The sequence below is a fragment of the Burkholderia sp. RS01 genome (assembly GCF_039748055.1).
Classification (GTDB): domain Bacteria; phylum Actinomycetota; class Actinomycetes; order Actinomycetales; family Micrococcaceae; genus Arthrobacter.
In genome coordinates this window covers 59194-81607 of sequence record NZ_JBDLAK010000023.1, presented here as the reverse complement: position 1 = coordinate 81607, position 22414 = coordinate 59194, and the positions used below count along the sequence as shown (strand labels likewise).

Here is a 22414-nt window from a genome sequence, read left to right as displayed (position 1 = left end):
GGCCATCGTCAAGGCAGAAATGTTCCCCACCCGCGTCCGTGCCCTGGGAGTCGGCCTCCCCCACGCCCTGGTCGCGGCAACCTTCGGCGGCACGGCGGAGCCCATTGCCCTCGCACTGAAGCAGGGCGGGATGGAGTCCACCTTCTTCTGGTACGTCACGGGGTGCATCGCGCTCACCCTCGTTGCCGCCATCATGATCAAGGACCCGTCCAAGAACTCAACCCTCGAAGCGGACCTGCAGCCCACAGAGGCCGAAAAGGCGCAGGGCGTGGCAGTCCTCGTCACCTCGGGCCGAAGTGCTTCCTAGCCCCGCGCACGCAAGCAACCCAAAAACATAGAAGACGAACGACGGCGGGAGGCTCCCGCCGTCGTTCGTTTTTGCCCAACTGACGTACTGCTTGGCTCGAAAATGAGTTTTGACGTTGTCGTGAACGTACAGTGTACGGAAACAAAAAGCGTGCCGAATGCCGACTCTTTGTGACGATTAGGGCGGCTATTCCCGGCCGATGAGTGCGCCTCTGGCAGATAGGCGTTGTCCAGCTCGTCGACGATGAAGCCCAACACGAGCCTGTCCTTCTCTGACAGTGCCCGCACGCCTCTAACGAAGGCGTCCATCTCGGCCATGCAGGCACCGCCTCCGCTTGACCGGAACCTGATCCAAAGAAAAAGAAGAGTGAAATCCCCGACGGCCAGGCCGCGTCGGACCGCCCGGCGCAGGTCGTCGACCGCCCACGCGGTTGGCTTCTCTCCACTGCGTGTCGCTTGAGAACGCGCGCATCTAATGGCTGGCTCTTGGGCGGATATGGCGATTTGCTCGGGGTCGCGGGCTGCTTGCTTTCGGACCGCTCCCGTAAACGCGTGCGGGCCGCGGCCGCCGAGAGCACCTGTTGTGCGGATTGCTTTCCGGGATGGTTGTTGGTTGAGGATTGCGAGGGTGCTTCCTCTCCAAGGAACAGATTTCAAATAGCCCTCCACTATCTGTGACCCATCGCCTCATCCTTTGGCTCAAAAATGAAACGAACTGCATTCCCGCCCTTGCAAACAGTGGGCTCCCCCGGAATCATGCGGAGTCCGGCCCGATCCGGCCCCGGTACGAGCCAGTCCGAAGCCTAGGATGTGCACATTGTGCACACCACCTTTTGCCTTGCGGCAGCAACACCGAAGGAACAACGAGACGCCTCAACATTGCCCAACTCCCTCGGCCTCCGAATCTGAACGTCGGGTGTTAACAACATCGGGTCGCGGCGATTCGAGCAGATTAAACGTCTTTGTCGGCCTTAAGGATCGTCATCGCTGCAGCCACCTCCTGTTGGTCATCTCATCGCGTAACGGGCAGACACTGACATGACCAACCGGGAAGATCCAAACGCTTTGGCACAAAAGGGCTCACACCACGAAGGCTGCCACACCGTCGGCAATTACCCGGGCTGCTCCATCTCGCCGGATTTAAGTTATCGGCGGACCGTCATCCGCCACCGACTGGCCCTCTACCATCAGCAGACTGAAGCTGTAGTGGCCAAGTAGGCCAGCCGTGGCATCCTGACCCAGGTGGACGGCATCAGCCGGATCAACGAGGTCACCGACCGCATCATGCAGGCCATCAAAGAGAACGAGGAAGCCAATCCAGACAAGGGGGAGGCAACGCCCGGCCGCCTAGCGGAAGAACCCATGATCGGCCGCCCCCACCGTCATCACTGGAGCTTTGGAGGAAATAGGCCGGGAAATCGCTCTCGTACTGGCCTCTGGCGAGATGGATGTAGTTCCAAACCCCGCCATAGGGACATTGGGGGGCCAACCAGCAGTGGCGCACGCTCTGCGTCTGCGTGCGGCGATCTACTTTCCCCTTATTTTTCGCGGGACATCGAAGCGAACCGTCGAGCCTTGAGTTGTTCTGGAAGGAATTTGTTTATCAGCGCTGCCCGTCGCGTGCTTGGCCCTCCTCCGACGACATGATCACGGCCGGCAAACAGTCCTTCAAGCCCGAGGCGCGCCACAAGTCGTGGGTCATTCTTTGTCGAGTTGTCGCCGAATGCCGTGTTCTGCATGCCCGCTCGATCGTGGAACTCGGTGGCTGTGGCCCCTGGCAGGAGTGCGGTGACATTAACGTTGTGCTCCCCAAGCTCTTCTCTCAGTCCCTGCGCGAAGCTGTACATGAAGGCGCGTGTTGGTCCATAGATTGATTCGAACGGGGTCGGGGTCGTTGCAGAGAGCGAACTGGTAATAAGGACATTTCCCTGCTTGTTCTGTGCCATGTGTCTGGCCACATGCTTGGCCAACACCACTTGGGAGGTCACATTCAGAGAGAGCATTTTGAGTTCTTGTTGAAGATCGGTGTCGATGAATGCACCGCCTAGACTCATTCCGGCGTTGAGCACTGCGACGTCCAGAGGACGACCCAGGGCAACGACAGCCTCCCAGACGGCGTCGGCACCTCCTTTGCTGGACAGATCTGCCCTGACCGGGTGCACCTTCGCCTCTGGGAGCCGTTCGGGAAGTTCATCGATACGTGAGCTGGCACCCACACCAACAATCTCATAGCCGCGCTGCGCGAGCCCGTCAGCGAGATGGAAGCCGATTCCGGCGGAAGCTCCCGTAACGAGTGCAAGTCCTGTCATTGCTCTACTCCTGATTTTGTATGCGGATGGTCCTGCAGCCTCACCGAGAACCGCAGGGCGGGGCGCCCTGGCGCCCGGAAGTGGTCTATTGTCGTGCCCCACTGTCTGGAGAAGGATCAGTTCTGGGCGGAATCGAAGTCGACCAGGAGCCTGGCCAGATACTCCGGGTTCTCTTCCGGCACCCAGTGGCCGGAGTCCGGCACCAGGTGCCCGGTGACGTCGCTGGCTATTTCTTCCATCATGGGGGCGTAGTTCCGGGCCAGGGACTGTTCCGCTCCCCCGGTGGCCAGTACGGGCATGTGGATTTTGCCGTGTTCGGCCAGGTTGGCGCGGTGTATCTCGACATCGCGTTCGAAGGCGGCGTACGCCTCGAAAAGCGCTCTCATTGCGCCGGGGGCTTCGAAGGAGCGCGCGTAATAGTCAAGGTCTGCCGGCGAGATGGCTTCGGGGTTGTAGGAAAGGTCCTGGAAGAATCGGTTGATGTACCACTTTTCGCGGCCGTGTGTGAGGTGTACGGCGATGTCTGTGGCGGCGTGAAAATCGAAGTGCCAGGCGCTCTTGGCGTTCTTCCGTTCTTCGAAGTAGCTGGTGCCCGGCAAAGGCGCTTCCATGGTGGTCAGGGTGCGGACATCGGTGCGGTAACGAAGTGCGTAGGCGGACGCGACCATGGAGCCGACGTCATGTCCGACGACTGCCACCGGTTCGCGAACCTCTAGGTGAGTATGAACCAGCTCGTGAAGATCCTGGGCCATGGTCCACTTGTCATAGCCTGCCGTCGGCTTGGAGGAGCTTCCTGCGCCGCGGTAGTCGGGGATGATCAGTTTGTATCCTGCCATGGTGAGGGGCTTGATCATCCGGCGCCAGGCGTACCAGGTCTGCGGTGCTCCATGGATGAGCAGCATCGTCCTATCGCCGGTACCCGCCGTCACATAGTGAATGCGGACGTTCTCGTCCTGGCTGATCCACGCTTTGTGATGGATGAGCTCAGGCACCTCGTCCTGGTGGGCCAAGATGTACCTCCTGTGTGAGTTCCGGGCATGGTGCATCGACAGCGGGCATCGTGGGGTGTGCTCCTGTAAGGGTGGGGGAAATACGTGATCCGGGCAGGGGAATTATCCCGTTGCCTCCTGCAACTCCTGCTCCACGAGGTCCCCGACATAGCGGGAACAGAAATCATTCATATGATCCCTCAGGGCAGCGACCGCTTTGTCTTCCACTCCGGACTCGATGGCCTCGACGATCTGGATGTGCTCATCAAAGCGCATCCGGCCGCTGGCCTTGTCCGGGCCCGCGGCGATGATCATCATTTCAATCTGCCCGATCAGATTCCGCCACGCCGCGAGCAGGGTGGGATTGCCTGCCAGAGCGCACAGCCGTTCGTGGAACTTCAAATCCACTTCGAGCTGCCGCGCGAATTCGAGACCGGGCTCGTTGAGAGGTTCCAGGTCCCGCCTGAGCTCCTGGGTCATTTCTTCGCGCCGGTCGCTCGCGACGATTTTTCGCGCCGCGAGCGTTTCGAGCATTGCGCGCACTTCGAAGACGTCCAGAATTTCCTGGGACGTTATTTCCCGCACCAGCATGTGGCGCTTTCCATCATCGACGATGAGCCCCTCGGTTTCGAGGGGACGAAGCGCCTCACGCAGCGTGCCGCGGCTGACCCCCATCTCCTCACTGAGGTGCATTTCCTTAAGGTGCTCGCCCGGTTTGATGGCGCCGGAGATGATCTGGTCACGCACATACTGCGTGCAGCGATCCCTGAGCGTTCTCTTGTCAAAGGCCGAGGCCATAGTCATTGGAGCACCTTCGTCCCTAAATAATTGTTGACATTTATCATAGCCGCGTATGGGCGCGGGCGCCCCCGGGGTGCCCGGCGCGTCAGGGTTTCGCGGCGTTGCCCTGGCGCGCGGCCTTGTAGGTTTCCGTCAGGAAGCGGTTGAAGAAGCCGGTCCTCTTGGTTGCCCAGTCGCCGCCCACGACGTGGTCCTTGCCTTTCATCATCGCCTCGTAGCCTTGCTTGGCGACGAGGACCCTGTCGTTCTTCTTCATCCGTCCGATGTCCGTGTTACCCATCCCGGCCCGGGCGTGGAAGTCGCTGTCCGTTGCTCCGGGCAGGAGTGCTGTCACGCTGACTCCTTCGGTCTTCAGTTCCTCCCGGAGGGACTCTGCAAAGGAGAAAACGAAGGCGCGGCTGGGACCGTACACGGTTTCGTAGGGCGTGGGCTGGGTCGCGGAGATGGACGATGTGAAGAGAATCCGTCCTGACTGGTTGGCCTGCATGTGGGTGACCACGCGCTTGGCGAGGTGGACGACGGAGGTGACGTTGACATCGATGAGCTTGAGCTCCTCTTCCAGGTCGGTATTCCAGAACGCTGCCCCGCCGATGCCGATCCCCGCGTTGATCACCGCGACGGCGACAGGGCGCCCTAGGGCGGTTGCTTCCTTCCAGAAGCGCTCGACTTCCTCGTATTTGCTCAGGTCGGCTTGGACGGGAGTGACCCCCGCGCCGTAGCGCCTGAAGTCATCGGCGGTCTGGAAGATCTTTTCGCTACGGCCGGTGGCGACCAAGTCGTGGCCGTGCTGCGCCAGCTGAAGCGCCAACTGGTATCCGATGCCGTTGGAGGCGCCGGTAACGATGGCCAGGGGCCGGGTCGATGTTGAAGGCATGTTCATGATCTCTCTATGTTGTGTTTCCGCTGCGGGGGACGGGTGCTGCGGTTTATCGTCAGACTTCGTTGCGCCAGGTGTGTTTTGGTTCGTAGCCGAGCATCTTGCGTGCCTTGTCGATGGACAGCAGGGTGTCGTTGGGTCCTTCGGGCGCGGTGTACGGGACGCCTGGGTAGAACTCCGCGACGAGTTCGGAGTTGGACTTGGTCATGACGGTGTCGCCGTTGGCGATGATGAATGCCTCGAACCCGGTGCCGGTGTATTCGAGGGACTTGCGGACCGCTTGGGCGGCGTCCCGGGCATCGACGTAGCTCCAGAGATTGAATTTGCGCAGTTCGGGGGTGTCGTCGAAGCCCGGGAAGGGTGCGTAGTCCGCGACGTCCATGACATGTGAGAAGCGAAGGGCGATCATCTTCAGGTCCGGGTCGCGTCCGGTGAGGACGCCGGCCATCTGCTCTTCGAGGAACTTGCCCAGCGAGTAGGTTGTTTCGGGCCGCGCCACGTTTTCATCCACTGGAATGTAGCGCGGGACCCGGTCGAAGGGCAGGCCGAGGACGGATTCGCTGGATGCCCAGACGATGTTTTTGATACCGGCGTGGCGCGCGGCGGCGAACACGTTGTAGGTGGACATGAAGTTGTTGCCGAATGTGGCTGCGTTGGGGCGCAGGCCAGGGCGCGGGATGGCGGCCAGGTGGACGACGGCGTCGACGCCGGTGTATTGCTCGTCGATGGCGAGCATCGATTCGAGGGTTTGACCGAAGTCGGTGAAGTCGACCTGGATGAAGGGGGCCGGTGATTTGGAGCGCGGTGCTGAGTGGTCGAGGTTGATTACTTCCCAGCCGTTCTCGGCCAGTTCTTTGACGACGGCGCGGCCCAGTTTGCCGCTGCCGCCGGTGACGATGACGCGTGTCATGGAAATCGTTGTCCTTGTCTGAGGGTGGGTGGCAGTGTCCGGCCCGGAGCTGTCCGGACCGGACACCGTCGGAGGTTACTTGCAGCCTGGGTTCTTCTGGCAGGCGGCCACGATGTCGGCAGGAGCGGGGGCGTCGAAGACGACCTTGAAGGAGTCGGTGAGGTTGGACTTGGTGACGGCCAGTGCAGGGGCTGCGATGTAGGAGGGTGCGCTTTCTCCGATGAGGGAGAGCATCATGGCGTTGGCTTCGGCCTTGGCCTGATCGGTCAGGCGCTGGGCCCCCACGCCCACGATGTCTGCTCCCTGGGCGATTTCGGCGGTGAGCTGCTGGCCAAGGTCGATGGTGGCGACGGGGATATTTGCGCCCTGGCCGCGAAGTGCGCTGATCACTTCCAGTGCGGGCGCGTCCCACACCACCCACAGTCCCTTGATGTCCGGGTTGGCGGTGACGAAGTCCCCGCCCACCTGGCCAGCCTTGGACGGGTCGCTGAAGGCCGTTTCCTTGACTTTGATGTCGGGTCGGTTCTTGGCGAGCCATTCCTTCGCGCCCTTGGTGCGTTCGTTGGTCGCGAAGATGTCGTTGCCGAAATTCACCAGGCCCATAGTGCCGCCGTCGGGAATCCTGGAGGCTAGCATTTCGGCTGCGACCTGTCCGTTGCCCTTGCCGTCGGCCTGGACGGAAGACTGGTAGTCGGTGGGGTATTTCAGGCCCTTGGGCACTTGGTCAATCATGACCAGCTTCATTCCGGACTTGCCCACCTTGGCAAATGCGGCTGCCGTGGCGACATCGTCGACCGGGACACCGAGGATGCCATCGGGCTTTTGCTGGATGAGGTTCTCGATGTCGCCGATCTGCTTCTCGGCTTTCCACTGTGCATCTGTGGTGCCGATGACCTTGACGCCGTTTTCCTCGAAGGTTTTTTTCAGGACGGTGGTCTGCACTTTGGCGAAATCGATGTCCATGGTCTGCATCGAGATTCCGACCTTGAAGTTGCCGGCCCGCACCTTGGCCGCCTGTTCAGGGGTGAGTTTTACCTCGGAGGGCAGGGCGGGCTTTTCGCCGTTGGGGCCCAGGCCGACCAGGCCTTTGGGCTCAACGGAGGCGGGGTCGATGGTTGGTGCAGACGCGGTGCTGCTGGCGGTTCCGGAGGAACATCCGGCGAGGAGGATCGCGCTGAGGATGGCGGCCGTTGCGGCGGCGCCTTTTGATGTCTTCCACGTCTTCATGCAGTGCTCCTGTTGTTTGGCGGTTTGATGCGAACGTTGGGAAAGGCCGGGCATTACTTGCGGCGGCTGAAGGCGACGGCGGCGATGATGATGGCGCCCTTGACCACCAGCTGGGCCTGGGAGCTGACGCCCATGAGCGTCAGCCCGTTGTTGAGGACGCCGATCATCAGGCTGCCGAGTACGGTGCCAAGGATGGCTCCCCGGCCTCCGAAGAGGCTGGTTCCACCGAGGATTACTGCGGCGATGACGTCCAGCTCCAGTCCGGCGGCGATGTCGGGACGGGCGGCGTGGGCTCGGGCAGTCAGGATCAGGCCGGCAAGTCCGGCAAGGGCGCCGGTGATCACGAAGGCCAGGGTCTTTGTGCGACGGGTGTTGATGCCGGAGTAGCGGGCGGCGGTGGCGTTGCCTCCCGTTGCGAACACCCTCCGGCCGAAGGTTGAGAAGTGCAGCACGTAGGCGCCCGCGGCAATGACCACGATGGTCATAACGATGGGTGCGGGAACGCCCAAGATCGCTCCTTCGCCGAAAGTGTCCCAGAAGGCAAGGCTGTTGACCACGACGGGCGTTGTGCCGGTCAGCATGAGTGCTATTCCTCGAGCAATGCCCAGCATGCCCAGCGTTACCAGGAATGAGGGGATTGCCAGCATGGTGGTCAGCAGGCCGTTCACCAACCCCACGACGGCCCCGGTCGCGAGGCCGGCGGCGGCGCCCAGAGCCCAGTTGCCCCCGGATTGCTGGATGGCCAGCGCTGCGCTCATTCCGGACAACGCCAGGGTCGATGCCACGGAGAGGTCGATTTCTCCGGCGATGATGACGAAGGTCATGCCCACGGCGATGATGGTGACCAGCGCGGTCTGGCGCCCGATATTGAGGAAGTTCGAGGATGAAAAGAACACTGGGGAGGCAAAGCTGAAGGCAACGATCAGCACAGCGAATGCCGCGTAGAGAACGTACGGGCGATCCCCGCGCACCAGGTTCTTCAGGGTTTTCACGCTTGGCGCAGTGCCACCGGCTTTGGTGGCGCTTTGGGTTGTCTGGCTCATGACAGGACTCCTGGCTTGCTGGGACTTGAGGTGTGGACGAGGTGATGAAGGGCTTCTTCGGAGTCCACTTCATCCCGATGTATGGTCCGGATCGTGCGTCCGTCCCGGACGATGGTGATCTTCTGGCACAGCAGCAGCAGCTCGGAGAGGTCGGATGAGACCACCAGGACCCCTGTCCCGGACGCTGCCGCCTGTCGGATGACACCATAGATTTCTTCCCGGGCGCCGACGTCGACGCCGACGGTTGGCTCGTCAAGAAGAAGCAAATCGCAGCGCGGCTCACGCCACTTCCCGAAGACAACTTTTTGTTGGTTTCCGCCGGAGAGGGTTCCAACGATTGTCTTGCGGTTCTGGGCCTTGATCGAGAGTTCTTTCATGGCCGCGTGAGAGCGCTCAGCGGCTCCCCTGCGGTTGAAGAAACCCAGGCGTGTCAGAGGCTTGAGGCGGGGAAGAGCGATATTGCGCTCGATCGAGTCGCCAAGGACAAGGCCCTGCCCGTGGCGGTCTTCGGGCACGAGACCAACCCCGGCCCGTATCGCATCAATGGGGCTGGCCGGCCTGTAGGGCTTCCCATGGATCTGGAGCTGGCCCTGGCGGGGCCGGCGCAGACCAAAGACGGTCTCCAAAATTTCCGTCCGCCCGCTGCCAATGACGCCGGCAAGACCCATGATCTCCCCGCCGTGGACCTCCAGGTTCACCTCGCGCAGCCGCTGGTCCCCGACACCGCTCATGACCAGCGCGGGCGGTGCGGACCGGGCAGATCGTTGTGCATTGTCCTGCTTTGGTCCATGACCCTGGAGAGCGTCCGCGACTTCGGCAGCCATGGACCTAGGACCGATGATGGCGCTGACCAGTGATTTCATGTCCATTTCCGACGTCGGGTAGGTCCCCACCCGCAGGCCGTCACGGAAGACCGTGACCCGCTGGGAGAGCTTGAAGACCTCGCCGAGCCGGTGGGTCACATAAATGACGCCTACCCCGCGGGCGGTCACCTTGCGCACGGCGTCGAAGAGGACCTCTTCCTCCCCCTCGCTCAGCGCTGACGTCGGCTCATCCAGGACAAGTACACGCACGTTGCTCATGAGCGCCTTGGCGATTTCGGTCATCTGACGGTAGGCGAAGGGCAGGTCCCCGACGACAGCTTTGGGATCGAGCGGAAATCCGTACTCGGCGAGAAACGCCTTGGTCCGGCTCATAATTTCAGACTGTCTTACCGCCCCGAAGACGGTCCGGGGCTCGCGGCCCAGGAAAATGTTCGCTGCCACGGTCAAAGACGGGACGAGGCTCAGTTCCTGGTAGACGACCGCCAGTCCTGCCCCCCTGGATTCGGCGGGCGAGCGAAAGGACTTTTCTTCCCCGAAGATCTTCAGGGTCCCGGTTTCACCGATTTCCACACCGGCGAGGACCTTGATCAAGGTGGACTTGCCCGCGCCGTTCTCACCGAGAAGGGCATGAACTTCGCCGGGCGCGAGCTCGAAGTCGACGCCCCTCAGCGCCTGCACGGCACCGTAGGTCTTTCGAAGATCAGATACCTGCACCAGTAGTTCCCTAGGCGCATCAGGTTCCTTGCGCGCACCGGGTGCCGGCGACCTTTCCGGCTGGTCAGTCCCGGCCAAAGGCGCGGCTGACCTCGTATTGCTGTGTTTCACGGGGTTGCTCCTCAAGGGGCGTCGTCGTTGTCGCACTGGGTGCTCTGCTATCGAGCGTAGTGACAGACATCACGCCGCGTCAAGACTTTGTCCAACAAATAATTGCTATACATATTTCTGTTGACAAATATTTGTCCTACAAAGTAGCATGTGATGTAAGCAACACAGCCAGCGAAGGACCCCGAAATGCCCCGCAGCACCAGCACTCCCTCACCACTGAGGTACACGGACTTCTACGGGATGCTCTCGTACAAGGACTTCCTCGCAGCGGAGGCCGCCGGGACCCTGGCCAATTACGCCATCAGTGCCCGCACTGACCAGGAAGAAGCAGCGTGAGCGCGGCTCGAGGGCTGCAAGCGCACGTTTGACGAAGACCAGGACGCACCCGGTGGAAATCCGGCGGATGATTCGCCGTCGGCGCGAGTCGATGGCGATGACGCAGGCGAACACCCGTTACACACACAAGGAAGTGAGCGATAGACGTGAATACAGCTGTCGGAACCCCAGGGCCTGCCGCCCTTGCATGCTCCACGATCTGTTTCCGTAATGAGGAACTGCCGCAGGCCCTCCGGCAGATCCGGGAACAGGGATTTGATGCGATTGATCTGGGAGCTCTGCAGGGTTTATGCGAACATGTCCCGCTTTTCGGCTCAGCCGAGAACATGAGGGATGCCGGCCGGATCGTGAATGAATCCGGACTGAACGTCTTGAGCGTGAACGCAGACCCCGGCTCGTTTAACGAAGATACCTCTGCCTTGGAAATTCTGGACCGCATTGAGGCGCTGGCGGTATTCTGCGCAGAGGTCCGGGCCCCGCTTCTCTTGCTGCCGTGCGGTGCCCGGGAGCGCGAAGGCATCCCCTACCGCCAGCAGCTGGAGGCAGTGGCATCCGGCATCAATGCTGGGGCTGCCATCTCTGCGCGGTATGGCGTTCAGATCGCCGTTGAGGCGCCCCATCACTACCGTCTCATCAACACCCTCGAGCGGGTGCGGGATCTGCTTGCCCTGCTGGACCCGGCAGTGGGTCTGGTGTACGACGTTTCCCACATCCGTGCCGCCGGTGAAGACCCGGCTGCCTCGTACGCGGAGTTCGCGACGCGTGTCGTGCACGTCCATCTGCGCGACGCCGAACCCGGCGACATCCGTAAAGTCCTCGGATCCGGGGACGTGGACTTCGCAGAATTTTACGAGGCCTCACAACGGGAGGGCTACTCCGGCCGCTACGTCCTGGAACTCGAAACCCACGACAGCCCGTTCGCCACCAAAGAAGACGAGGTCGCCGACGCCCTCCAACGGCTCGACCATGTATTCCGCTCCCCAGCAAAGGCAATGAAATGAGCCGATTTCTCAACGACCCCGACGATGCCGTCACCGAAATGCTCGAAGGCTTCCTTCTGGCGCACCCGGAGCTGGACCGCCGCGGGGCCAGCCGCGTCGTGACATCCTCCACTCCCCCGACAGGCCGCGCCGCCGTGGTGACCGGTGGAGGCTCCGGCCACAAACCGGCCTTCATCGGCTACATCGGAGAAGGAATGTTCGACGCAGTCGTGTGCGGGGATGTCTTCGCATCCCCGCCCGTCGGCAGCGTCCTGGAAGCAATCCGCACCGTCAACACTGGACAGGGCGTGATGCTCCTGCTGGGCAACTACTCCGGTGACGTCATGAACTTCGAAATGGCAGCCGACATGGCCCGGGACGAAGGAATCGACGTCGAAATGGCGGTCGCCACCGACGATCTGGGCGCCGGAGGAAACGTCCGCCCGGACCAGCGCCGCGGAGTCAGCGGCCAATTCCTGATCTGGAAAACAGTCGGCGCTGCGGCCCGCCAAGGGGCATCCCTGGCCGAGCTCAAGCAGCTCGCACTGGACGTGAACGCGGCAACCCGCACCATGGGAGTATCCCTGGACGGATGCACACTACCGGGCAGCACCAAACCCACCTTCAGCCTTGACGAGGGCCAGATGGAGGTCGGCGTCGGACACCACGGCGAACGCGGACGCTCCACCGAACCCCTCGTACCGGTCGACGAGATCGTTGACCGGCTGATCGAGGAGATCAACCAAGACCTTCAGCTCCGTGAGGGCGACCGCGCCGCGGTCGTCATCAACGGCCTCGGCGGCACCCCGCTGCTGGAGCTGTACATCGCCTACCGCAGGGCCGCACTCCGCCTGCGGGAACGCGGGATCGCCATCGACGTGAACTTCGTCGGCGAATACTTCACCGCACTTGGAATGCACGGTTTCTCGATCACACTCATGAGGCTCGACGACAGAACCTCTGAACTGCTCAGGGAACCTGCCCATACCCCGCACTTCACCCAAACCAAGCCACAACACTAGGAGACATCATGTCCTTGGACCTCAAAGAAGCCCTGCTCCACGCCAGCAGGCAGGTCCAGACCGCCCGCGACTATCTCTGCGACCTGGACGCAGCGCTGGGAGACGGCGATCACGGCACTTCAATGGCCCGCAGCTTCGCCGCAGTTGAAAAGGCGCTGTCAACGTCCGACAGCACCGACCCGGTTGAACTGCTGGAGCTGGTCGGAAACACCGTCCTGAACGCCGTCGGCGGCGCCATGGGCCCACTCTTCGGCTCGGCATTCCTCTCATCAAGTCTGGCGGTGCGCACCGCCGATTCAGCGCTGAGCAGCCCCGAAAAGACCGCTGCAGCCATCAGCGCAGCGGCCAACGCCATCCAGCGCAGGGGCAAGGCCGTGGTTGGGGACAAGACCATGGTCGATGCCATCGTCCCCGCGGCTGAGGCCGCGGCGGTCGCGGCCAGAGTGACCGGTGCGACATCCGCCACTGTCCTGCGCGCCGCCGCGGAGGCAGCCGCCGCAGGCACGGAAAAGACCAAGGAACTTATCGCGCGCATCGGCAGGGCCAGCCGCCTGGGTGACCGCACGATCGGCCACCAGGACCCGGGGGCCACTTCCATCACCCTGGTCCTGGAAAGCCTGGCCGCCTCCGCCGGCGCCCCGGTCGGACACCCCATCCTCACCCACAGCTGACCTAGGGAAGGCATCATGAGCAACCACACCCGAATCGTCCTCACACCCGAGGTGACCCAATGAACGTCTCCTTCATCGGCGTTGGCGCCATCGGGCTTCCCATGGCCAAACGCCTCATCCCCCACTGCAACGTCACCGTCTTCGACCTTGCCACCGACCGTGTCCGGGAACTGGTCCGACTCGGGGCAACCGCTGCCGAGTCAGCAGCAAAAGCAGCCGCAGCGTCCGAAACAGTGATCATCATGGTCGCCACCCCGGAGCAACTCGATCAGGCACTCTTCGGTCCGGACGGTGCTGCAGAAGGCCTCAAAATCGGTTCAACCGCTATCATCATGAGTTCCGTCGGAATCGACTCAGTGACATCGGTGGCCGAGAGACTGAAGAACCACAACGTCAGGGTCGTTGATGCGCCGGTCACCGGCGGGGTCGTGCGAGCCATCACAGGCGAGCTGACCATCCTTACGTCCGGTGCTGATGAAGACATCGAAAAAGTCAGACCCGTCCTCCAGCACCTGGGCACCAACATCTCCCGCAGCGGCAACAGGGTAGGCGACGGCCAGGCAGTCAAACTCGTCAACCAGCTCCTGTGCTCAGTCCACCTTGCCGTCGCAGGAGAAGCCCTGAACTTCGCCAAACAGCTCGGCCTCGACCCGAAAGCAGTGCTGGAAACAGTAGGCGCCGGCGCAGCATCTTCATTCATGCTCAACGACCGCGGACCCCGCATGCTCAGCACCGACGAACCGCCCGTCCTCAGCGCAGTTGACATCTTCGTTAAGGACTCAACTCTGGTAAAAGAGGCCGCAGCCCGCGTCGGCGCCCACATCCCGCTACTTGAAGCAGCCAACTCGAAGTTCCACGACGTGTCAGCGGCAGGATTTGGGCGGCTCGATGACTCCGCCGTCATCCGGGCCTTCAACAGCTGATCCCGACCAACCCTCTATCGGTCCGGAACAACATCTCGACAGCGGCTCATCCGCCGCTCAGCATTGACTTAAGAATCGAGGACGAAGATGTCTACTACAACCCCTGCGAAGCAGGATTCGCACCCTAGCGTGCCCAACGCCCGATGGTGGCGTGTCGGCGGACTGCTGCTGATCTCATACCTCGTTGCGTACATCGACCGCACCAACATGTCCATCGCGGCCCCCGCGATGTCCAAGGAACTCGGCCTGGATGCCTCCCAGATGGGGGTCCTGCTCTCGGCCTTCTTCTGGGGCTACGTCGTGAGCCTCGCCTTCGCCGGCCTGGCCGTTAGCCGGCTGGGAGCCAAACGCTCCATGGTCCTGGCACTGATCGTTTTCGGCCTGGCTTCCGCGGCCACGGGCCTGACGCATGACTTCACGCAACTCATTATTGTGCGCATCGTGCTGGGCCTCGGCGAGGGCCTTGTTTTCCCCGCGATCACTATTTTCCTGGTCAAGTGGTTCCCGTCGTGGGAACGCGGCCGCGCATCAGGTCTGGCGCTCCTGGCAATTCCGATTTCCGCCATTATCATGGCTCCGATGGGTGGCTGGCTGATCAGCAACTGGGACTACCGTGCCATGTTCATCGTTCAGGGCGTGCCGCCCGTTATTATCGCGTTCGCTGTCCTGTTCCTCATCAAGGACGACCCGGCGAAGGATGCCCGTCTCACCGATGCCGAGCGCACGTTCATTCTTGATAACCGTGCATCAGGTGAAAAGGAGCAGGGTGGGGCCTGGCGGGATGTGTACCTGAACCCGCGCATCTGGCTCATCAGCATCACCTACCTGCTCTGGCTGACCGGCCTCTATGGTTTCAACCAGTGGTTGCCCACCATTTTGACAGAGGCGTCGAAGGAAGGCATCCAGGCGGTGGGCTGGCTCACGACCATCCCGTTCGTGTTCGCCGCCGTTGGTATGTACTTCGCCTCGCGGCAGTCGGACAAGCACGACGGCCGGCGGACGCCCTTTGTCGCGATCCCGGTTGGAATCAGCGGTCTGGCGTTGCTGGGCCAGCATTTCATCCCCGGCAACCTGGCGGTAGACATTGTTTTCCTCAGCATCGCCTGCGTCGGCCTGCACTCCGCGTTCGGCCCTTGGTGGCCATGGGCGCTTGAAGGGGTGCCGCGCAATCAGACCGGTTATGCCTCCAGCTTCATCCTGTCGGTCGGTAATTTCGGCGGCATCATCGGACCCATACTCGTTGGCCTGCTCACGGGCGGCGGGGCCGTGTCCCAGGGCTTCTACACCCTCGGCTACGTCCTGCTGGCTGCGGCCGTCCTGGCCGCACTCGTCGCCGTCAATCGCAGGAAGCGCCTTGCCCTCGCGGCAACGGCCGCGGGCTCCGAGCCGGCACCTGCACCCACCATCTAAACGGACAACTTCCGACCCCACATCAGGAGCACTCGATCATGCCCACCGTTGAACATCATTACGCCCAGCTCAGCGACCTCAAGATGCACTACGTCACCGCCGGCCAGGGAAAGCCGCTGGTTCTGCTTCACGGCTACCCGCAAAGCTGGTACTGCTGGCGCGAAGTCATTGAGCTGCTGAAGGACGACTACTACATCATCGCCCCCGACCTCCGGGGCCTCGGCGACAGCACCCGTCCCTGGTCCGGCTACGACAAGAAAACCATCGCCGCCGATATTTGGGAACTGGTCACCGAGCACCTGGGCATCGAACGCTTCGCCGTTGCCGGCCACGACTGGGGCGGCACCGTTGCCTTCGCCTTGGCGGCCGACCACCAGGACGCCGTCACGCACCTGGCCGTCGTCGACGTCGCCATCCCAGGGGACGGTCAGGCGAACATCGGCCAGGCCGGCAGGCGCTGGCACCACACTTTCCTGCAAACACCGGACCTGCCCGAAGCACTCATCGAGGGCCGTGAGCACCACTACTTCGGCTGGTTCTTCACCAACTACGGATACCGCCCCGACTGCATCGCCCCCGATGCAGTCACAGAATACCTCCGCACCAACACCACCCCCGGGGCCCTCCGGGCAGGCTTCGCCTACTACCGGATGGTCGGCCAGGACGTAAAGGACAATGAGGCCCGAGGCGCCAAGATCACCGTGCCCTCCCTAGCGGTCGGAGGCGCCAACGGGTGGGGCCGCGGTCCCGAAGTCGGCAAATCCCTGCGCATGATGGCCGAAACAGTCGACGAACTCATCATCGACGAATGCGGCCACTGGGTGCCCGAAGAACAGCCCGAAACCCTCGCCAAAGCCTTCAAGGACTTCTTCGGCTAGCGGCACGCTGCCGAGCTACGCCGGTGAGCAAATTGAAGGAGAAACCATTGTGAAGCTGGTTCTCTGTCAGGCCGACAACAAGGAATGGGAAGTGAATGAATTCAACTCCCTTGGACGGTCCGACATCAACTTTCGGCGCCGACACCTGGTCTGCATGGCGTGTGGCGGAAAAGCATTCTTCCGAAGATCCGGCCGCAGCGCCCGGCCTGCCTTCGGGGCACGCCACGTCCAAGGCTGCAAACTCCTATGCGCACGCTGGTCTGTCTTCAGGTACCTCCAATGATTGGACAGCCCCTGAGACAGCGGGCCGGATGCTCACTAAGACCTGACGCACCGAGGGATCGACCCAACTGCATCCAATACCAAGAACGGGAACCGGAAGGTCCTCCGGGACCCCGCTCACAACGACCAATAGATACAAGGAGAAATCATGAGCACCAAACTGCGCCTGGTCATCGGAGCCGACGACGCCGGTTTCGAATACAAGGAAGCCCTGAAGGCTGACCTGGAGGCCTCCGAGCTGGTCGAGTCCGTCACCGACGTCGGGGTGGATGCCACCAGCCACACCCCGTACCCGTCCGTGGCCATCACCGCCGCCGAACTCATCGCTGCCGGCAAGGCCGACCGCGCCCTGCTGGTCTGCGGCACCGGCCTCGGCGTGGCCATCGCCGCGAACAAGGTCCCCGGCGTCCGCGCCGTCACCGCCCACGACAGCTTCTCCGTGGAACGCTCCGTGCTGAGTAACAACGCCCAGGTCCTCACCTTCGGCCAGCGCGTCGTCGGCATGGAACTCGCCCGCCGGCTCGCCCGCGAATGGCTCACCTACACCTTTGACGAGACCTCCGCCTCCGCCGAAAAAGTCACCCTGATTAAGGACTATGAAGGTGTCACTTCCTGCTAAGAGACGCGGGCCGTGGCCGCCAGCATGTCACCGGCCTTGAGCACCCCCCTCGGCCAGGGCATGCCCCCAAAGCCGATGAGCAACCAGTGGATTAGCGGGACCTCTTGCTCGTTCGACATGGTCTGTCGTTCTAGCCATATCACGCAGGCAATCCCGCTGATCTAGAAGTGCTGCGGATCCTTGGGTGCTTGAGCAAGTGCCATCCACATCAACGGACCGAAAGCCCAAGGGCGAACACACACCGGGCGCGCCGGTAGTCCGCCGGATCCACTACCGAACGCATAAGCCGTTCTGAGCGCCGGCGAGACGGCCATGACTTGCGGCGGGAGGGTGCCTTGAACCATGGATGCCCCGATCAATGAGAAGGAAACAATGAGATACGTTCGCCTAGGAGCAACGGGCTTGGAAGTGTCCCAGCTTGCCCTCGGATGCATGAGCTTTGGGGAGCCCGGGCTAGGGGCTCACAAATGGACGCTGGACGAGTCCGCGAGCCGTCCCATTATCAAACAAGCACTCGACGCCGGCATCAACTTTTTCGACACTGCCAACTCATATTCAGACGGAACCAGCGAAGAAATTCTGGGGCGGGCGCTTCAAGACTTCGGCCGCCGGGAGGAACAAGTCATAGCAACGAAGGTCCACGGCGCGTTTGGCACCGGTCCGAACATGCGTGGCCTGTCACGCAAGGCGATCTTCACCGCGGTTGAGGACAGCCTCCGGCGCCTTGGCACGGACTACATCGACCTCTACCAGATCCACCGATTCGACCCCGGCACCCCGATAGAGGAGACCCTCGAAGCTCTCCACGACCTGGTCAAGTCCGGCAAAGTCCGCTACCTTGGGGCCTCGTCAATGTTCGCCTGGCAGTTCTCTAAGCTCCAGCACACCGCCAAAGCAAACCACTGGACTCGGTTCGTCTCTATGCACGACCACTACAACCTGCTCAACCGGGAAGAAGAACGGGAGATGCACCCACTCTGCGTGGACCAAGGCGTTGGGGTCATTCCCTGGAGCCCGCTGGCCCGGGGGCGTCTGTCCCGCGAATGGGGCACGGAAACCGCACGCAGCGGCGTCGACCAGTTTGCCATCGAGCTTTACGAGGACGGGGACAAGGAAATCGTCGATGCTGTGGGGAGAGTGGCGGGCGCCCGAGGAATCCCTCAGGCCCAGGTTGCCCTGGCCTGGCTTATCAGCAGGCCCTGGGTTACTGCCCCGCTCATCGGAGCCAACAAGCCGCAGCATCTTGACGACGCGATTCAAGCACTCAGCCTCACCCTCGACGATGAGGAAATCCAGGAGCTGGAGGCACCCTATCGCCCGCATAGGGTTGCTGGGTTCTAGTTCGTCTCCTCCCAATCACGAAAGGCCAAAATGGACAAAGTGGCAGTAACCGGAGGCGCGGGGAACAAGGCCGCGCTGCCGTAGACCCGGGACGGCGACCACGCCGCCCTACAAGGCCTGCGCTGGGACGCCACCGGCTTCGAGACCTTCAACAACGCCGCCGACGATTCAGTCATGACTCGCCCGTTTGGAGCTCGCCACCCAGCCTCACCAAGCCCATCAGCCCCCAGGAAAGTCCGTGTCGCCTGGCCCGCAAGGAAGGGGGTGGATGGGCCCCAACCAAGACAAACCGTCGATGGACGACCCCACTTGCTGAGGACTTGAACGACAGAACATGGATGATTCAACTTTTGTTTCGCCTTCCACTGGCCGCAACGTCAAAGCTGTCTTGTTTGACACTTTCGGTACAGTCGTCGACTGGCGTGCCGGCGTCGCGCGGGAAGCCAAGAAGTTCGCAAACAGGCACGGAATCACGTTCGAGCCCTTCGACCTGGCAGATAAATGGCGGGCGGACTATTACCCGTCGATGGCTCCAATCCGTTCGGGGGACCGCAGGTACGTCCCACTGGACCAGCTGCATCTTGAAAACCTGAAAACCGCGCTGGCCGCGCTCGGCTTCCCACCATCAGACTTCCCCGATGATGATCTAGAGGAACTCAACCGGGCCTGGGAATCTTTGCCGGCATGGCCGGACAGCGTGGAAGGACTAGAGCGGCTGAAGGCACGCTACATCGTGGGACCGTTGTCTAACGCCAACACGGCCCTGCTCGTGAACATGGCCAAACACGCCCGGCTCCCATGGGATGTCGTTATCGGTCTGGACCTGTTTCAAACCTACAAACCTGATCCGGCTGCTTACACCGGGGTTGCGGCCGTGCTGCGGCTCCACCCGGGGGAAGTCATGCTTGCCGCGGCCCACAACTACGATCTCCGAGCCGCCCGCGAGGCCGGACTGGCGACGGCATTCGTCCGGCGAGCAACCGAACACGGCCCGAAGCAAACGACGGACCTCGAGCCCGCATCAGACTGGGACATCAGCGTCGACGACTTTACACAACTGGCCCAAAGCCTCACCGCAAGGCCTGCCGCCACGGCGTAGTGCGTCCCTGCGATTGCTAGCTGCCAGGGCGCCGTCGGCTCTTTCGGCCCGAGCCAAACGAACATTCCGGATGCCGCCACTCCCCCACTTGCAAAGACTGGCGACGGCTGACACTACACAAACCCGACGCGCGGAAGGGGCTAAGCCCGGCAGGTGCTCGGGACCCGGTGCAAAGCGAACGCAAAGCCAGTTACAGGTCGGCGGCCGCGTCCCGGGCGGCTGCCATCAGCCGCAGGAACCGACCGTACCTGCTGTCGAGGAGTGCCTGCCATTCCTGATCGGGGTGATGTGTCCGCACGAGCCGGACTGCTTTCGTCGCGGCGTCCTCGACATCTTGGTAGATGCCGATACCGATGCCGGCCATAATCGCCGCGCCGCGGGCACCTGCCTCTTCGGCGTCCGTGACTTCGATGGGCAGCTGAAGGGCGTTCGCCATCAGTTGGGACCAGACCGGGTTCTTAGCTCCGCCACCGCACAGCCGCACAGCACCTTTAATCCGGAGGCGTTCCCTCAGTGCGTCTACGTGCCACCGGTGGTTGAACACAATACCTTCGAGCACCGCCCTGTAGAGATCGGCACGGCCGTGACTGCCCCGTATCCGCGAGAACGTGCCTCCCGGGTCCCCGGCACCTTGTGGCGCACCGTAAAGGTAGGGCAGGAACAATGGGGAATCATCGAACGAGGCGGGATCGTCGAGTCGGGCAGATCGGACAACAGCCGCATAGTCCGGCGGGCCCCCGTCTCCCAGGACCTTCGTGGCCCACTCGAAGTTCGAGGCGCTGCTAGGGGACGTTGACATGTGAAGGTATTGCCCCGGCGTGACGAAGGTCCGGGCCTGCCAGCGGGGATCGCTGACCGGTTGGTCCGCGACAATCTGATTAATGCTGAATGTTCCCATGATGATGCTCATCGCCCCGGGCGTTCCCGCGCCGATGCCGAGCGCGGCAGCATCGACGTCATGGGCGCCGGTGATAACTGGCGTCCCGGCAGCAAGACCGGTCCGGTCGGCGGCTATGTCACTGACCGTCCCCGCCACGGACGAGCTGGAGACGATTGGCGGCAAGAGGTGTTTGAGATTTTCCAGTCCATACAGCGCCAGAACCTCGTCCGACCAAGTCTGGGTCGCAGCATCCGTGAAAGAGTGGCTGGCCTCCGTTGGATCGGTGGCGATTTCGCTGGTGAGACGAAACCTCAACCAATCCTTGCAGTGAAGTAGCCATCTGGCGCGAACCAGCGCTGCCGGCTCCTTGCTCTGGAGCCAGGCAAGGAGTGCCGCTGGGCTGTACGGCGCGGGCACCTGGCCGGTGACGGCAAGAGCTTTTCGCCCCGCGTCGCCTTCGGCAAGACGATTGGCTTCGGCGAAGGCCCGGGAGTCGGTCGCCAGGATTGCGGGCCGCACGGGTTTCCCGGCGGCGTCCACGAGGTAAAGGCCGTCGCCGTGCCCGGACAGTCCCACCGCGAGGATCTGCGATGGGTTGACCCCGGCGGAGTTCAGGCACCGGCGAATGGCCGATGCTGTCCGCTCCCACGTGAGGTCCATGTCGCGTTCCTGCCAGCTGGGGCGGGGAGACGTGGTCGGAATGGAGGTGGAGGCGGCCGCCGTTTCCTGGCCGTCCAGTGTAAAGAGGACGGCCTTGGTGAACGTCTGGCCTGCATCGATTCCGAGCAGGTAATCGGCCTGGCCTGTTAGGCCCATCCAAGGTCCTTGGCGTTGATCGCGCGGGCGATTTTCCCGGTCTGGGCGAACTCTGTGATGGCTTCTGTGACAAGACGCGCCGAGGTGCGGTTGGTGTCTTCTGTGTCTCCGCCGTAGTGAGTGGTGATCGTCACGTTGTCGAGGGTACGCCACCGGCTGGTTTCCGGTAGGGGTTCCTCATCGAAGACGTCCAGTGCAGCGCCGGAGATGGCGCCTTCCCTCAGCACGTTGTAGAGGGCGTCGTAGTCGACGAGGCGGCTGCGGGATCCGTTGATGAAGTAGGCGTCAGGCTTCATGAGGCGGAACTGGCGTTCGCCGATGAAGCGTTCGGTTTCGGGGGTGAGGCGGGCCTGGACGAGTATGAAGTCGCTCTGGCGGAAGACGTCGTCCAGTGTGTCGACGCGGCGTACCCCGGATTCGCGGAGGAGTTCATCGCTGGCGTAGGGGTCGAAAGTAAGAATGTCGGGCTTGAAGCCGGAGAGGCGTTCGCTCGTGACGCGGCCGACGTGCCCGAATCCCACCATCCCGACGGTGCGTCCTGCGATTTCGATGCGGGCGCCGGGGAAATCCTTGCGCCAGCCGCCGCTCTTGACGCTGGCGTCGGCGCGGGCGATGTTGCGGGCTTCGGAGAGCATGAGTCCGATCGCGAGCTCGGCGACAGCGCCTGCGTTGCGTCCGAGCGCGGGAACGACGCCGATACCGCGCCGCGTGGCTTCCTCGATATCAACGTTTTCCAAGCCTGTGCGGGCAACGGCGATGAGCTTGAGGTTGGGCGCTTTGCCGAGGAGCTCGGCGGTGATGGGGGCGAAGTGCAGACCGATGGCTTCAGCATCGTGCACGGCTTCCAGGAGCGCTGCCGGGGCCTCGACGGCGTTCACCCCCTTGAACTCCGTGATTTGCTGGAGGGCGTGTTGCTCGCCCTTGGTGCCCTCCCATTCGACGTAATCGACAGCCAGATCGCTGCCGCTGAGGTATTCGGCGTAGCTGTCGGTGGGGATGTACTTATCGCCGATGATCAGGGCGCGGAAGGACTCACTCATGGCAGG

General features: G+C 62.5%; 22 protein-coding genes and 1 pseudogene. 11 read left to right on the top strand and 12 right to left on the bottom strand.

Going from position 1 to position 22414, the window contains the following annotated elements:
• A pseudogene (locus ABFP37_RS18780) lies at nucleotides 1–307 on the top strand (hypothetical protein); the annotation flags it as partial.
• Here ABFP37_RS18780 and ABFP37_RS18775 read toward each other — a convergent pair.
• From ABFP37_RS18775 to ABFP37_RS18735, 9 genes are all read right to left on the bottom strand, one after another.
• Nucleotides 304–624 carry a hypothetical protein gene (locus ABFP37_RS18775; RefSeq protein ID WP_347034513.1) on the bottom strand — a complete coding sequence of 107 codons (321 nt, stop codon included), beginning with the start codon at nucleotides 622–624 and terminating at the stop codon, nucleotides 304–306. The pseudogene ABFP37_RS18780 and the gene ABFP37_RS18775 sit on opposite strands and share 4 nt — an antisense overlap.
• Nucleotides 625–1844: 1220 nt before the next feature.
• Nucleotides 1845–2615, bottom strand: coding sequence for an SDR family NAD(P)-dependent oxidoreductase (locus tag ABFP37_RS18770; protein ID WP_347034512.1), 771 nt, complete (start codon nucleotides 2613–2615; stop codon nucleotides 1845–1847).
• A gap of 116 nt (nucleotides 2616–2731) precedes the next feature.
• Nucleotides 2732–3625 carry an alpha/beta hydrolase gene (locus ABFP37_RS18765; protein ID WP_347034511.1) on the bottom strand — a complete coding sequence of 298 codons (894 nt, stop codon included), beginning with the start codon at nucleotides 3623–3625 and terminating at the stop codon, nucleotides 2732–2734.
• Between the two features lie 102 nt (nucleotides 3626–3727).
• Nucleotides 3728–4408: a GntR family transcriptional regulator gene (locus ABFP37_RS18760; RefSeq protein ID WP_347034510.1), complete on the bottom strand. Its 681-nt coding sequence runs from the start codon at nucleotides 4406–4408 to the stop codon at nucleotides 3728–3730.
• Nucleotides 4409–4490: 82 nt separating this feature from the next.
• A complete protein-coding gene (locus ABFP37_RS18755; RefSeq protein WP_347034509.1) occupies nucleotides 4491–5285 on the bottom strand; it encodes an SDR family NAD(P)-dependent oxidoreductase in 795 nt (264 codons plus the stop codon).
• Nucleotides 5286–5337: 52 nt separating this feature from the next.
• A complete protein-coding gene (locus tag ABFP37_RS18750; protein WP_347034507.1) occupies nucleotides 5338–6192 on the bottom strand; it encodes an NAD(P)-dependent oxidoreductase in 855 nt (284 codons plus the stop codon).
• Between the two features lie 75 nt (nucleotides 6193–6267).
• Entirely contained in the window at nucleotides 6268–7419 is a 1152-nt protein-coding gene (locus ABFP37_RS18745; protein ID WP_347034506.1) for a substrate-binding domain-containing protein, read from the bottom strand.
• 53 nt (nucleotides 7420–7472) lie between these two features.
• Nucleotides 7473–8462, bottom strand: a complete 990-nt coding sequence (locus tag ABFP37_RS18740) for an ABC transporter permease (protein WP_347034505.1) — start codon at nucleotides 8460–8462, stop codon at nucleotides 7473–7475.
• Entirely contained in the window at nucleotides 8459–10000 is a 1542-nt protein-coding gene (locus ABFP37_RS18735) for a sugar ABC transporter ATP-binding protein (RefSeq protein ID WP_347034503.1), read from the bottom strand. Before ABFP37_RS18735 ends, ABFP37_RS18740 begins: the two co-directional genes overlap by 4 nt.
• 297 nt (nucleotides 10001–10297) lie before the next feature.
• Here ABFP37_RS18735 and ABFP37_RS18730 point away from each other — a divergent pair, with 297 nt between their 5' ends.
• The 8 genes from ABFP37_RS18730 to ABFP37_RS18695 all read left to right on the top strand — a co-directional run bounded on the left by ABFP37_RS18730 (nucleotide 10298) and on the right by ABFP37_RS18695 (nucleotide 17232).
• Nucleotides 10298–10447: a hypothetical protein gene (locus ABFP37_RS18730; RefSeq protein ID WP_347034502.1), complete on the top strand. Its 150-nt coding sequence runs from the start codon at nucleotides 10298–10300 to the stop codon at nucleotides 10445–10447.
• A gap of 146 nt (nucleotides 10448–10593) precedes the next feature.
• Nucleotides 10594–11448 carry a sugar phosphate isomerase/epimerase gene (locus tag ABFP37_RS18725; RefSeq protein ID WP_347034501.1) on the top strand — a complete coding sequence of 285 codons (855 nt, stop codon included), beginning with the start codon at nucleotides 10594–10596 and terminating at the stop codon, nucleotides 11446–11448.
• On the top strand, nucleotides 11445–12449 hold the full coding sequence (locus tag ABFP37_RS18720) for a dihydroxyacetone kinase subunit DhaK (protein ID WP_347034500.1): 1005 nt from the start codon (nucleotides 11445–11447) through the stop codon (nucleotides 12447–12449). The genes ABFP37_RS18725 and ABFP37_RS18720 overlap by 4 nt, the downstream gene beginning before the upstream one ends.
• Nucleotides 12450–12457: 8 nt before the next feature.
• Nucleotides 12458–13120: a dihydroxyacetone kinase subunit DhaL gene (gene dhaL, locus ABFP37_RS18715; RefSeq protein ID WP_347034499.1), complete on the top strand. Its 663-nt coding sequence runs from the start codon at nucleotides 12458–12460 to the stop codon at nucleotides 13118–13120.
• 59 nt (nucleotides 13121–13179) lie between these two features.
• On the top strand, nucleotides 13180–14043 hold the full coding sequence (locus ABFP37_RS18710; protein ID WP_347034498.1) for an NAD(P)-dependent oxidoreductase: 864 nt from the start codon (nucleotides 13180–13182) through the stop codon (nucleotides 14041–14043).
• A gap of 129 nt (nucleotides 14044–14172) precedes the next feature.
• Nucleotides 14173–15453 (top strand): MFS transporter, encoded by a 1281-nt coding sequence (locus ABFP37_RS18705; RefSeq protein ID WP_347034497.1) that lies wholly within the window; start codon nucleotides 14173–14175, stop codon nucleotides 15451–15453.
• Between the two features lie 38 nt (nucleotides 15454–15491).
• Complete coding sequence (locus tag ABFP37_RS18700) at nucleotides 15492–16331, top strand: alpha/beta hydrolase (protein ID WP_347034495.1); 840 nt, start codon at nucleotides 15492–15494, stop codon at nucleotides 16329–16331.
• A 430-nt stretch (nucleotides 16332–16761) separates the two neighbouring features.
• Nucleotides 16762–17232 (top strand): ribose-5-phosphate isomerase, encoded by a 471-nt coding sequence (locus tag ABFP37_RS18695; protein ID WP_347034494.1) that lies wholly within the window; start codon nucleotides 16762–16764, stop codon nucleotides 17230–17232.
• Here ABFP37_RS18695 and ABFP37_RS18690 read toward each other — a convergent pair.
• A complete protein-coding gene (locus ABFP37_RS18690; protein WP_347034493.1) occupies nucleotides 17229–17351 on the bottom strand; it encodes a hypothetical protein in 123 nt (40 codons plus the stop codon). The genes ABFP37_RS18695 and ABFP37_RS18690 overlap by 4 nt on opposite strands.
• 253 nt (nucleotides 17352–17604) lie before the next feature.
• Here ABFP37_RS18690 and ABFP37_RS18685 point away from each other — a divergent pair, with 253 nt between their 5' ends.
• Nucleotides 17605–18573, top strand: a complete 969-nt coding sequence (locus ABFP37_RS18685) for an aldo/keto reductase (protein WP_347034491.1) — start codon at nucleotides 17605–17607, stop codon at nucleotides 18571–18573.
• A gap of 334 nt (nucleotides 18574–18907) precedes the next feature.
• Complete coding sequence (locus tag ABFP37_RS18680) at nucleotides 18908–19672, top strand: haloacid dehalogenase type II (protein ID WP_347034490.1); 765 nt, start codon at nucleotides 18908–18910, stop codon at nucleotides 19670–19672.
• A 190-nt stretch (nucleotides 19673–19862) separates the two neighbouring features.
• On the opposite strand, the gene ABFP37_RS18675 is transcribed toward ABFP37_RS18680, so the two are convergent.
• Complete coding sequence (locus ABFP37_RS18675) at nucleotides 19863–21368, bottom strand: FGGY-family carbohydrate kinase (RefSeq protein ID WP_347034489.1); 1506 nt, start codon at nucleotides 21366–21368, stop codon at nucleotides 19863–19865.
• The gene (locus ABFP37_RS18670) at nucleotides 21359–22408 is read right to left on the bottom strand and encodes a 2-hydroxyacid dehydrogenase (RefSeq protein ID WP_347034488.1); all 1050 of its coding nucleotides are present in this window, start codon (nucleotides 22406–22408) and stop codon (nucleotides 21359–21361) included. The genes ABFP37_RS18675 and ABFP37_RS18670 overlap by 10 nt, the downstream gene beginning before the upstream one ends.
• Nucleotides 22409–22414: the final 6 nt, after the last annotated feature.

Bases quoted from the DNA above. Each gene is read 5' to 3' on its own strand.
- ABFP37_RS18775 (WP_347034513.1), bottom strand. From the start codon at position 624: ATGGCCGAGATGGACGCCTTCGTTAGAGGCGTGCGGGCACTGTCAGAG.
- ABFP37_RS18750 (WP_347034507.1), bottom strand. From the start codon at position 6,192: ATGACACGCGTCATCGTCACCGGCGGCAGCGGCAAACTGGGCCGCGCC.
- ABFP37_RS18730 (WP_347034502.1), top strand. From the start codon at position 10,298: ATGCCCCGCAGCACCAGCACTCCCTCACCACTGAGGTACACGGACTTC.
- ABFP37_RS18695 (WP_347034494.1), top strand. From the start codon at position 16,762: ATGAGCACCAAACTGCGCCTGGTCATCGGAGCCGACGACGCCGGTTTC.
- dhaL (WP_347034499.1), top strand. From the start codon at position 12,458: ATGTCCTTGGACCTCAAAGAAGCCCTGCTCCACGCCAGCAGGCAGGTC.
- ABFP37_RS18675 (WP_347034489.1), bottom strand. From the start codon at position 21,368: ATGGGCCTAACAGGCCAGGCCGATTACCTGCTCGGAATCGATGCAGGC.
- ABFP37_RS18685 (WP_347034491.1), top strand. From the start codon at position 17,605: ATGAGATACGTTCGCCTAGGAGCAACGGGCTTGGAAGTGTCCCAGCTT.
- ABFP37_RS18690 (WP_347034493.1), bottom strand. From the start codon at position 17,351: ATGTCGAACGAGCAAGAGGTCCCGCTAATCCACTGGTTGCTCATCGGC.
- ABFP37_RS18745 (WP_347034506.1), bottom strand. From the start codon at position 7,419: ATGAAGACGTGGAAGACATCAAAAGGCGCCGCCGCAACGGCCGCCATC.
- ABFP37_RS18770 (WP_347034512.1), bottom strand. From the start codon at position 2,615: ATGACAGGACTTGCACTCGTTACGGGAGCTTCCGCCGGAATCGGCTTC.
- ABFP37_RS18740 (WP_347034505.1), bottom strand. From the start codon at position 8,462: ATGAGCCAGACAACCCAAAGCGCCACCAAAGCCGGTGGCACTGCGCCA.
- ABFP37_RS18710 (WP_347034498.1), top strand. From the start codon at position 13,180: ATGAACGTCTCCTTCATCGGCGTTGGCGCCATCGGGCTTCCCATGGCC.
- ABFP37_RS18670 (WP_347034488.1), bottom strand. From the start codon at position 22,408: ATGAGTGAGTCCTTCCGCGCCCTGATCATCGGCGATAAGTACATCCCC.
- ABFP37_RS18755 (WP_347034509.1), bottom strand. From the start codon at position 5,285: ATGAACATGCCTTCAACATCGACCCGGCCCCTGGCCATCGTTACCGGC.
- ABFP37_RS18700 (WP_347034495.1), top strand. From the start codon at position 15,492: ATGCCCACCGTTGAACATCATTACGCCCAGCTCAGCGACCTCAAGATG.
- ABFP37_RS18760 (WP_347034510.1), bottom strand. From the start codon at position 4,408: ATGACTATGGCCTCGGCCTTTGACAAGAGAACGCTCAGGGATCGCTGC.
- ABFP37_RS18680 (WP_347034490.1), top strand. From the start codon at position 18,908: ATGGATGATTCAACTTTTGTTTCGCCTTCCACTGGCCGCAACGTCAAA.
- ABFP37_RS18720 (WP_347034500.1), top strand. From the start codon at position 11,445: ATGAGCCGATTTCTCAACGACCCCGACGATGCCGTCACCGAAATGCTC.